The sequence below is a fragment of the Burkholderia sp. S171 genome (genome assembly GCF_009766085.1).
Taxonomy (GTDB): Bacteria; Pseudomonadota; Gammaproteobacteria; order Burkholderiales; family Burkholderiaceae; genus Caballeronia.
Genome location: NZ_LMUF01000031.1, coordinates 1 through 10,607 on the forward strand (window position 1 = coordinate 1; position 10,607 = coordinate 10,607).

9 protein-coding genes and 1 pseudogene are annotated in these 10,607 nt (G+C 60.1%); 5 read left to right on the top strand and 5 right to left on the bottom strand.

Going from position 1 to position 10,607, the window contains the following annotated elements; all coding sequences use genetic code 11:
- Window positions 1-171: 171 nt before the first annotated feature.
- From GSQ93_RS17165 to GSQ93_RS17180, 4 genes are all read right to left on the bottom strand, one after another.
- A complete protein-coding gene (locus GSQ93_RS17165; RefSeq protein WP_158936870.1) occupies window positions 172-1,119 on the bottom strand; it encodes a sugar-binding transcriptional regulator in 948 nt (315 codons plus the stop codon).
- Window positions 1,120-1,259: 140 nt separating this feature from the next.
- The gene (xylB, locus tag GSQ93_RS17170) at window positions 1,260-2,741 is read right to left on the bottom strand and encodes a xylulokinase (protein ID WP_158936871.1); all 1,482 of its coding nucleotides are present in this window, start codon (window positions 2,739-2,741) and stop codon (window positions 1,260-1,262) included.
- Between the two features lie 122 nt (window positions 2,742-2,863).
- On the bottom strand, window positions 2,864-4,255 hold the full coding sequence (dalD, locus tag GSQ93_RS17175) for a D-arabinitol 4-dehydrogenase (RefSeq protein ID WP_158936872.1): 1,392 nt from the start codon (window positions 4,253-4,255) through the stop codon (window positions 2,864-2,866).
- A complete protein-coding gene (locus GSQ93_RS17180; protein WP_158936873.1) occupies window positions 4,252-4,509 on the bottom strand; it encodes a hypothetical protein in 258 nt (85 codons plus the stop codon). The genes dalD and GSQ93_RS17180 overlap by 4 nt, the downstream gene beginning before the upstream one ends.
- A gap of 226 nt (window positions 4,510-4,735) precedes the next feature.
- Here GSQ93_RS17180 and GSQ93_RS17185 point away from each other — a divergent pair, with 226 nt between their 5' ends.
- A complete protein-coding gene (locus GSQ93_RS17185) occupies window positions 4,736-5,473 on the top strand; it encodes an SDR family oxidoreductase (protein WP_158936874.1) in 738 nt (245 codons plus the stop codon).
- Between the two features lie 58 nt (window positions 5,474-5,531).
- Here GSQ93_RS17185 and GSQ93_RS17190 read toward each other — a convergent pair whose 3' ends face one another.
- Window positions 5,532-6,359: an EAL domain-containing protein gene (locus tag GSQ93_RS17190; protein WP_158936875.1), complete on the bottom strand. Its 828-nt coding sequence runs from the start codon at window positions 6,357-6,359 to the stop codon at window positions 5,532-5,534.
- Window positions 6,360-6,547: 188 nt separating this feature from the next.
- Between GSQ93_RS17190 and GSQ93_RS17195 the strand changes: the two are divergent.
- From GSQ93_RS17195 to fahA, 4 genes and pseudogenes are all read left to right on the top strand, one after another.
- Window positions 6,548-6,733: pseudogene (locus GSQ93_RS17195) on the top strand (MBL fold metallo-hydrolase); the annotation flags it as partial.
- A gap of 140 nt (window positions 6,734-6,873) precedes the next feature.
- Entirely contained in the window at window positions 6,874-7,098 is a 225-nt protein-coding gene (locus GSQ93_RS17200) for a DUF2783 domain-containing protein (protein WP_158936876.1), read from the top strand.
- 42 nt (window positions 7,099-7,140) lie between these two features.
- The gene (hmgA, locus tag GSQ93_RS17205; RefSeq protein WP_158936877.1) at window positions 7,141-8,493 is read left to right on the top strand and encodes a homogentisate 1,2-dioxygenase; all 1,353 of its coding nucleotides are present in this window, start codon (window positions 7,141-7,143) and stop codon (window positions 8,491-8,493) included.
- Window positions 8,490-9,812 carry a fumarylacetoacetase gene (gene fahA, locus GSQ93_RS17210; RefSeq protein WP_158936878.1) on the top strand — a complete coding sequence of 441 codons (1,323 nt, stop codon included), beginning with the start codon at window positions 8,490-8,492 and terminating at the stop codon, window positions 9,810-9,812. Before hmgA ends, fahA begins: the two co-directional genes overlap by 4 nt.
- Window positions 9,813-10,607: the final 795 nt, after the last annotated feature.

Consider the following 10,607-nt stretch of genomic DNA (forward strand, 5'->3'; position numbering starts at 1 on the left):
GCTTGACACGGAAAGTCATATCAGAAATGACGTGCCGCCACGCACAGTGGCTAACAGTGATAAAGAGAAAATCCGACTCACGCAGACCACTAACATCTAAAGCACCACCCCGGCATAGACTCCGACCACTAACGCCAGAACTCACCCCTTTAAACCCCCGCCCCAGCCACCTCAAGCCTCCAGCGCGGCCTGCGCACACAACTCATCCGTCACCAGCCCCGACAGCCATTTCCCCTGCAACGCCGCAATCACGGCATCACGTTTTCTCGAGCCACCAGCAAACCCAATAGTCGGCCGCTTCGGCGGTGCATCCAGCCGCAAACTGGTCACACGCTCGCCAGTAGTCGACACCACGCGCACACCTTGCGCATCAATCGGCAAACCGAGCAACTCAGCCACCGCACCGGCCTGCATCATCTCTTCCACTTCGGCGGTCGTGATAAACCCGTCCTCATGCAGTGGGCAATTAATCCCGATATTCCCAATCCCAATGAACGCGACATCGGCGTTCCCAGACAGCGCATCGACAATCCGATACAACCGGTGATTGCACCACTGCTCGCGCTCAGCATGCGTGTCGGCCATCAACGGCGCGGGCAGCATGAAGTGCTTGCCTCCGGTCTTCTCGGAGAGGTGCTGTGCGACGTCATAGCGGTTCGAGGAGCCGTCCTGGGCGATCGCCCCGACCATCGACACCAAACGGTGCTGCGGACGCTCCAGTTGCCCGATTTGCGCCACCACGGCCTTGAGCGTCCGGCCGCTGCTGATCGAGACCACGAGCGGTTTTTCATCGGTGAGATAACGCTCCATCACTTGCGCGCCCGCGACCGCCAGTTTGCGATCCACTTGCTCAGGCGAATCGCCGTCTATGGGCACGACTTCGCACATCGACAAGCCGTATCGCTTCGATAACTTCGCGGCCAGCGCGAGGCAATCTGCAATCCGATGGTCCACGCGCACGCGGATCAGGTTCTTTTCCACCGCGAACGCAACCAGCCGCTGGGCGACGGGCCGCGAGATCTGCAGCTTCTCCGCAATTTCATTCTGCGTATTGCCCGCGACGTAATACAGCCACGCGGCGCGGGTGGCGAGATCGAGTTTTTCGTTGGACTTGGGCACGGTGGCTCGATGTCTGGTCGTTCGTGTCGAATACAAAGAGAATCGCGCGCCATAAAGGCACACGAAAGATCGACATTGTGCACGCTCGGCGCCTGAGGACAGAAACGCTCGGGGCGCCGCTTAAGTCATCACGCAAACCATCACGCGAGCCGCGGACGCGCCGGATCGAACAACGGGCGCACGTGCTGATACAACTCGCGGAAACTCTTCAGCCGTTGCCGCAGGATTGCATGGCGTTCCGCGTTCGGGATGAACTCGTCCTTCACGGGTGGTTTGGCAAGCACCACGGCCGGATCGCCGCCCGCGGCCAGCCAGCCGAGCCGTGCCGCGCCAAGCGCCGCGCCGGTCTCGCCGCCGCCGTGCGTGCGCGTGCGGGTGTTGAGGGCATCGGCTAATAACTGGCCCCAGTACTTGCTGCGCGCACCGCCGCCCAAAAGCGACAGCGCGTGCACTTCCGTGCCGGCGGCCTGCAACGCGTCGAGGCCATCGGTCAGCGCGAGCGTCACGCCTTCGAGCACGGCGTAACCGAGCAACGCGCGATCGGTTGCGTGCGTCATGCCGAAGAACACGCCTTGCGCGTACGGGTCGTTATGCGGCGTCCGCTCGCCGCTGAGATACGGCAGGAAGAGCGGCGCGATCTCGAGCGCGGCGGGTTCCAGCGCGGCGATTTCAGCGAGCAGCGTGGGTTCATCGGTGGAGGTGAGCTTGCAGACCCAGCGCAGGCAGCTCGCGGCCGACAACACCACGCTCATCTGATGCCAGCGATCGGGAATGGCGTGACAGAACGCATGCACCGCGGACGATGGATTCGGCCGGAAGCGATCGCCAACCACGCACAGTACGCCCGATGTCCCGAGCGACAGGAAGCCATCGCCCGGTTCCGTCGCACCAATGCCGACCGCGCTTGCCGCATTGTCGCCGCCGCCGGCCGCGACGATCACGCCATCGCGCAATCCGAGTTCACGGGCAAGCGCGGGCAGCAGCGTGCCGGACGGCTCGCTGCCTTCGGCCAGCGCCGGCATCTGGGCGCGCGTCATGTTGCAGGCGGCGAGCAGCTCGTCGGACCAGTCGCGGCGCGCGACATCGAGCCACAAGGTGCCGGCGGCGTCCGACGGATCGGACACCTTTGTGCCCGTCAGATGCAGCCGCAGATAATCCTTCGGCAACAACACGCACGCCGTCCGATTGAAAATCTCCGGCTCGTTGTGCTGCACCCATAGCAACTTCGGTGCGGTGAAACCGGGCATCGCGAGATTGCCGGCAATCCGATGCAACTCGGACGCGCGTTCGGTCAGCTCGTCGCATTCCTTGTCGCTGCGCATGTCGTTCCAGAGGATCGCCGGCCGCAGCACGCGATCTTCGGAATCGAGCAGCACCGCGCCGTGCATCTGTCCCGACAAACCGATCCCGCGAATCTGCGCGAATTCTTGGGGGAATTTATCGCGTAGAGCGAAGAGCGCGGCGCGCGTGCCGTTCCACCAGTCGAGCGGATTCTGCTCGGACCACCGCGGTTTCGGACGCGAAACGGTGAAGGGCGTACCCGCTGTCCCAACGACACTGCCGTCGCTCGCGAGCAGGAGAACTTTTACTTCGGAGGTGCCGAGATCGATGCCTAAATACATGGACGAACCCTTGATGAAGGCTTAAAGCCGCGGGAAACCGGAGGCGCTAATGTAGCGCCGCTGCCGGTGTTACGCCATTGGCAATAACACCGGACGGGCATGAAGAAGGGCGATTGAGCAGCTCAGGCTCGCTTGGCGAGCCACGTATCGACACGGCCTAGCGCCGCGCGCAGCACGCGTTCCAGATCGGCGCTTTGCGCGAGACTGCCCCAGAGCAGTTTATCGGCCACAAAAGCCTTCACCGGATCGTCTGCTTCGAAGAAAGCGTGCGCGGTGGCGGGGTCCATCACGCCGTCCTGGTACACGTACGGCAGCTTGCCTTCGTGCCAGCGTTCGAGGAAGCGGAAGAACAGCGCGGGCAACATGGCCGTCGCGTTCGGATCGACGTGACGCGCAAAACATTCACGCAGAGTCGGCGCGATAAACCCGGGGATCTTGGAGAAGCCATCGGCGGCGACGCGTTGATTCGTGTCCTGGATATACGGATTGACGAAGCGGTCGATCACCACATCGCGGTATTTAGCCAGGTCGATAGGACTCGGCGACAAGCAAGGAATCACGTCTTCGGTGACGTAGGTTTCGGCGAGCGTGCGGATCTCGGCGTCTTGCGTGCCTTCGTGAATGTATTGATGCCCGACGAGCGTTCCCGCCCACGCGATGCAGCTATGCGTCGCGTTGAGAATGCGGATCTTGGCTTCCTCGTACGGGAGCACCGAGTGGACCATTTCCGCGCCGACGTTTTCCCATGCCGGCCGCCCTGCAATGAATTCGTCCTCGATCACCCACTGGATAAATGCTTCGCCCATGACGGGGGCTTTATCGTCGACACCGGTGGCGGCCAGCACGCGTTCGCGGACATCGGGCGTCGGGCGGGGCGTGATGCGATCGACCATGGCGTTCGGGCAGGACGTATTCGCGATCATCCATTCGCGCAACGCAGTTTCGCCGCGCAATTGCAGGAACTCGAGCATGCCGGCTTTAAAACGGTCCCCGTTGCTGCGCAGGTTGTCGCAGTTTTGCAGCGTCACCTTGCCCGCGTTCTGCTTCATGCGAGCGTCGAGAATGGCGGCGAGCGCGCCGTAAATCGTCGTGCGGGCGCCCTTCAGGTCGGCGGCCAGATCCGGATTCGCCGTATCCAGCTTATGGTGTTCATCGAGGTAATAACCGCCTTCGGTCACCGTGAACGATACGATCTTGCATTCGGGTGCAGCACCCGCTGCCACAAGCGCGTTCAGGTCCGCTGCCCACGGCACGACCTTCGTGATCGAGCGGATGGTTTCATACGCCCGCTCGCCCTGCGGCGTGACGGTTTCCAGCGTATAGGTGCCGTTCTGGGCGGCCAGCGCCTCCAGCACGGCATTCATGTCGCCGCGAATATTGCCGACGGTCAGCGACCAGCGCGTGTCTCCGGATTCAATCAGCTTGTGCAGATACCACGCCTGATGCGCACGATGAAAAGAACCCGCGCCGATGTGCAGGATCACGTCGGCGGCCGCGTGGCTTTCGGTAGTCATGTCGTCCTTCCTTTGAACTGGATGCGCCTCATGCGGTGCCGGGCGCTGTGCTGTGTCTCGTTGTCGTCGAACACGGGGTGGGCGCAGAGCCAAATCCGTGTTGCGTCGATCATTTGCTCGTTCTGTGAGCGAATGATCGTATTCGATTCGATGAAAGTCAAGGCACTGCGCAGCATTTCCGTTTGCGTTTTTGCGTCGATTGTTTGAGTGAGGTTTGAACGCTTCGTCGCGGCTTGAAAGCTATTGCGCTGCACAAAATTCGATTCATTGAGATCTACGCGTTGACGCAATCAAAAAAATATCGGTTAGTGGATTCAATTTCAGTGGTGGATTTGTTGTGTCAGGGATAAGTTTCGGTCGTGGCTCGCACGATGTTTCACGCGGGACGCGGAGCGGCAGACGTCATCCATCGAGCGCGGGCGTATCCATCTATATCCGGCGTTGAAGCCGATCATCCATCGCTTGCAGGCAACCTGATTCATGCAGACACATTTCGATTTCAGCGGACGCTCGGTGCTGGTTACGGGCGCATCAAGTGGCATTGGAAGGACGACGGTTGTTCATTTGCGCGCTGCGGGCGCGCGCGTGGTCGCAGCGGCGCGCAATCAGGAAGCACTGCAAACCCTCGCCGATGAAACTGGCTGCGAGCCCTTGGTTCTCGATGTATCGGATCCGGCGCAGATAGCGCTTGCCTTGAAAGACCTCGATGCCTTCGATGGCCTCGTCAATTGTTCAGGCACGACGGCGTTGGATAAAGGCATCGATTTTTCCGCTGCCGATTTCGATCAACTCATGGCGGTGAATGCTCGGGGCGCGGCGCTGGTCGCACAGCAGGTCGCCCGGGCGATGATGGCCGCAGGGAAGCAGGGCAGTATCGTGAATGTATCGAGTCAGGCGGCGCTGGTGGGGATAGAAGATCACCTCGCGTATTGCGCGTCGAAGTCCGCACTCGACGCGATTACGCGCGTGTTGTGCCTTGAGCTCGGCCCGCACGGGATTCGCGTGAACAGCGTTAATCCGACAGTCACGCTTACGCCGATGGCAATCAAGGCATGGAGCGAACCCGCTAAACGCGATCCGGCGTTGAAGGGCATTCCGCTGGGGCGGTTTGTTGAGCCGGAAGAAGTGGCCGCGCCGATTTTATTTTTGCTGAGTGACGCTGCCGCGATGATTTCAGGCATCGTCATGCCGATCGATGGCGGGTTCACCGCCAGGTGATTTTCAGTTCATAACGGTGGAGGGTAGACGGACACCGGTTCGGGAAATGCCGACGATCCTACCGTCCAATAGGCCCAATCGCGTGCGCTTCGAACGCGGGCCCTTGCACAAAACTCACATCGAATTGCTGGAGCGATTCGAACTGCGCTTCGTCCGCGACGTGGCTAAATATGAGTGGAATCTTTAGCCGGTGCGCATACCCCACCAACGGCTTCACCACGGAATCCCGCAGCGCCGAGCCCGCATCCATCTTGATGAAATCCAGCCGAGCCATATCCGACACGGACATGATCTGCCCGGCGTTGGGCAAATTTCCCGCGACCTTGAACCCGTACTTCTGATAACTCTTCACGAGATACCCGAGGAACGTCCGATGCGCGACCGCCGCCGGCGGCAGCTCGATCACAATCCGCGCCGGATTCAATCCAAACTCGATCAATACCGAAGAGAAGTGCTTGCCGTGATCGTATTTCACGCTCTTCAGCAGACGTTCGTGAACGCGCAGGAACAGCAAGCCCGGCCGCTGCGCGCCAAAGAAATTGAACGCGTGCAAGGCGCGTGAGAGCCGGTCGAGCTCGACCAGCCTCGGGTCGTCGTCGAGTTGCGCAAACGGATCGAACGACGCGCCATCGGCGGTGAGCGTCAGTGCCTGGAAACCCAGTTCGTCGCCGAATCGCTCAGCACTTTCCACCGATGCCGTCAGCGATTGCGGTAACCCTCGCGTGGTGACATCGAAGATAGGCTCATAGGCGCTCGCCAGGCAAAACCCCTCGTAAAACGCGACGGCCGTGCCGGCGCTCGTCCCCTCGCCCATGACAATGCGCGCGCCGGGAAACGGGTAGTCCGCGGCGCGCGAAACGAGTTGCTGGACGGTTGGCGCAATCATGAAGGGGGAGTCTGTGAGAGGTGTAGCGTTGATGGTAGCAGCGCTGCGGGTGGTGCTTTGCACAAAATCCACATATTGATATGAACCGAAATCAACTCCCTGCTTATGCTTAGGGTTAACATTAATTTCACTTAACGTAATTCGTTTTACTATTCGTAATTGAGGCGACAATCTATCAGGAGACGTTCATGGCAGGTGAGAAGGAATTCGCGTCGCAAGCTGACTTGGCGGAAAAGAAGGTGACATTCGAGCGCCTCTCCGAGCACGCGTATGCGTACACGGCAGAGGGCGATCCGAATACGGGCATTGTGATTGGGGACGACGCGGTGCTCGTCGCCGACACGCAAGCCACGCCGGTCATGGCGCAAGACGTGAAAGGTCTCCTGGCCCGTCGTTTCGATGCACATCAGGGAACGTTTTATTTGCTGCGCCCGCTCAGCACATCGCGATGCGCGCTCGTTCGTTAGACGCCCAGGCCGTCCGCGAAGCACTTGCCTGCGTGATGAGGTCCGCCATGCTCGATACCACCTTGCGCCTCGCCGATCCCGATGCCTTCTATGAAGCGCTGATCGATATGCATCGCGACCTTGGCAACGACGAAAGTCAGCTAGTGAACGCGAAACTGATCCTGCTGCTGTCGAACCAGATCGGCGATATGACTGTGCTGCGCGAAGCGATGTCGATGGCGCGCAGCGGCGTTGCGGCGTCCGTTGATGCCTCCGTTCAGGCCTCCGTTTAGGCCTCAACCGCCAGCGTATGAAATTGTAGAAAAGGACAAACCATGAAACCTGAATCGCCCGGCGCGTTCACGAGTCACACCGAGACGAGCCGTCACTATCAGTCGGGCTTCGCCGCCGACTTCGCCACCGAGGCGTTGCCCGGCGCGCTGCCGCTCGGCCGCAATTCACCGCAGCGCGTGGCCTACGGTCTCTATGCCGAGCAACTTTCGGGCTCCGCGTTTACCGCACCGCGCGGGCACAACCGGCGCTCGTGGCTGTATCGGATACGGCCGGCGGCGGTGCATCAACCGTTCACGCAGATTGAAGGTAATGACCTGCGCGCGAAGCTCGTCGCGAACTTCGCCGAGGTGCCGCCCACGCCGCCGAACCAACTGCGCTGGGATCCATTGCCGATGCCCGACGCGCCCACGGATTTCATCGATGGCTGGGTGACGATGGCCGGCAACGGCGCGGCCGAATCCATGCAAGGCTGCGCGATCCATCTCTACGCCGCGAACCGTTCGATGCAGGACCGCTTCTTCTATAGTGCCGATGGCGAATTGCTGATCGTGCCGCAGGAAGGACGGTTATCGATTGCTACCGAACTCGGCCGGCTCGATATAGAACCCTTTGAAATAGCGGTCATTCCGCGCGGCGTGCGTTTTTCGGTCACGCTGCCGGACAATGCCGCGCGCGGCTACATTTGCGAGAACTTCGGCGCGTTGTTGAGGCTGCCGGATCTGGGGCCTATCGGTTCGAACGGTCTTGCGAACCCGCGCGATTTCCTCACGCCGCACGCAGCTTATGAAGACCGCGAGGGTGCGTTCGAACTCGTCGCGAAGATGAATGGTGTTTTGTGGCGTGCGGATATCGGCCATTCGCCGCTCGACGTGGTCGCGTGGCACGGCAACTATGCGCCGTACAAATACGACTTGCGCCTGTTCAACACCATCGGTTCGATCAGCTTTGATCACCCCGATCCGTCGATCTTTCTCGTGCTGCAATCGCAGACGGATACGCCGGGAGTGGATGCCATCGACTTCGTGATTTTCCCGCCGCGCTGGCTCGCGAATGAAGATACCTTCAGGCCTCCCTGGTTTCATCGGAACGTCGCGAGTGAATTCATGGGCCTTGTGCATGGTGTTTATGACGCGAAATCCGAAGGGTTCATGCCCGGCGGATCGAGCCTGCATAACTGCATGTCCGGACATGGGCCGGATGCGGGGACCTTCGAGAAGGCGTCGAACGCGGATACATCGACCCCGGTGAAAGTAGGCGACACGATGGCGTTCATGTTCGAAACGCGGACGCTGATCAAGCCAACCCGCTTCGCTCTGGAAACAGCGCAATTGCAGGCGCATTACTACGAGTGCTGGCAGGGACTGACCAAACATTTCAACCCGGAGCAACGATGAGTTTTTCAACCGGCCGCAACCAGGACGCGCAGGATGCGCATGAAGCGCTTGAAGCAACGCGCGATGCAAGGCTTAAAAGCTGGATCGATTCCGCGAACGATCAGCTCAGCGATTTCCCGATCCAGAACCTGCCGTTCGGCATTTTCACCGATGAAGTCAATCCGCTGCCGCGCGCGGGGGTGGCGATCGGTGACTGGATTCTCGACCTCGCCGTCGTGCATCGAGCGGGGTTGATCGAATGCGAACCGGTGTTCGCGCAGCCGACGCTCAATGCGTTTATCGCATTGGGGCGCGATGCGTGGCGACACGTTCGTGTCCAGGTGAGCGCGCTGCTAACAGTCGGTTGCGATACGCTGAAAAACGATTCGGCGTTACGCTCGCGGGCACTCGTGCCCAGGGCAAGCGCAACGCTGCATCTGCCTGTCAATATCCCGGGCTATACGGATTTTTATTCATCGAGGGAACATGCGACCAATGTGGGTTCCATGTTCCGCGATCCGAAGAACGCGCTGCTGCCGAACTGGTCGGAGATGCCGATTGGGTACAACGGGCGCGCTTCATCGGTGATCGTGAGTGGTACGCCGGTGCGCCGGCCGAGCGGCCAGATCAAGCTGCCCGATGCTGAGCGGCCAGTGTTCAGCGCATGCCGGAAGCTGGATATTGAGTTGGAGACGGGGTTTATTATCGGCGCGGGGAATGCGTTGGGCGAGCCTATTGATTGCGAGGATGCGGAGTCGCATATCTTCGGCATGGTGTTGCTCAACGACTGGAGTGCCCGCGATATCCAGCAGTGGGAATACGTGCCGCTCGGGCCGTTCAACGCGAAGGGTTTCGCGACCACGATCTCGCCGTGGATCGTTACGCTCGATGCACTTGAACCGTTCCGTGCAGGCACGCCGTTGCAAGAACCCGAACCGCTTCCGTATTTGCGCCACGCCGGCAATCATGCATTCGATATCGAACTCGAAGTGCATCTGCGGCCGGCGCTGGCTGAGTCGGCGACGAAGCTCACGCGAACCAATTTCAAGCTGATGTACTGGTCGATGGCGCAGCAACTCGCGCATCACACGGTGGCGGGTTGCAATACGCGCGTGGGCGATCTGATGGGTTCCGGCACGATCAGCGGTCCGACGCCGGATTCATGCGGAAGCTTGCTTGAGATGACTTGGAACGGGCAGCGCCCGATTGCGCTGGAGGGGGGCGGCGAGCGCAGGTTTATTGAAGACGGCGATGAGTTGATGCTTACCGGGTGGTGTCAGGGTGAGGGGTATCGGGTGGGGTTCGGCGAATGCCGAGGGGTGATTTTGCCTGCGCGGTAAAGGGCTGCGGTTCGGTTTTGGGTTAGTGGTCGGAGTGCTAGATTTCAAGGGTAGCGGTTGGGGTCAGTGCCGGGGTGGTGCTTTCGACGTTAGTGGTCTGCGAGAGTCGGATTTTCTCTTTATCACTGTTAGCCACTGTGCGTGGCGGCACGTCATTTCTTGGTCCTTAGCGACAAAGAAACGAAGCAAAGAAAACGCTTTCAACCACGCTACCCTAAGTGTCCACAGCGTGCAGTTCCCATTCATAGGTGCCCCAAAAGCACGGTGCTCGCCAGAGCGGAGAATGTGTGAACCCCTCCTTCTCCGAACACGGGTTCTGACACGCTTCGCCACCAGTGATTGAACCCGCTCAATGAGCACCCCGCGCTATCCGCGTGAACCACCCGTCAAATCAGTACGCAGAACGAATCACACAGATTACCCACCAAGAAACTAAGCCGCAAAAATGGGTGAGGCCGTCACGACGAAAAACGACCGAATAGGTCACGAATCAGTCCGCCAAGACATGAAGCAGCAATACGCGCGATGCCATGACAGTGGCCTGGGGAAATGACCGCTCAGAGCACTCAACCAGCACATCACGAAATGGGGCAAAAAAATGCGGGTAGGGCTGTGCTGACCGTGGGCGTGTTTGATTTTGCCCGAGAGCACTGGTGGCGAAGCGTGTCTATGTCGGGATTCGCGAGAAGGAGGGTTTCAAACATCCGTGGCTCTTGCGAGCACCGTGCTTTTGGGGCACCTATGAATCAAAACCGCACGCTGTGGACACTTAGGGTAGCGTGGTTAAAAGCGTTT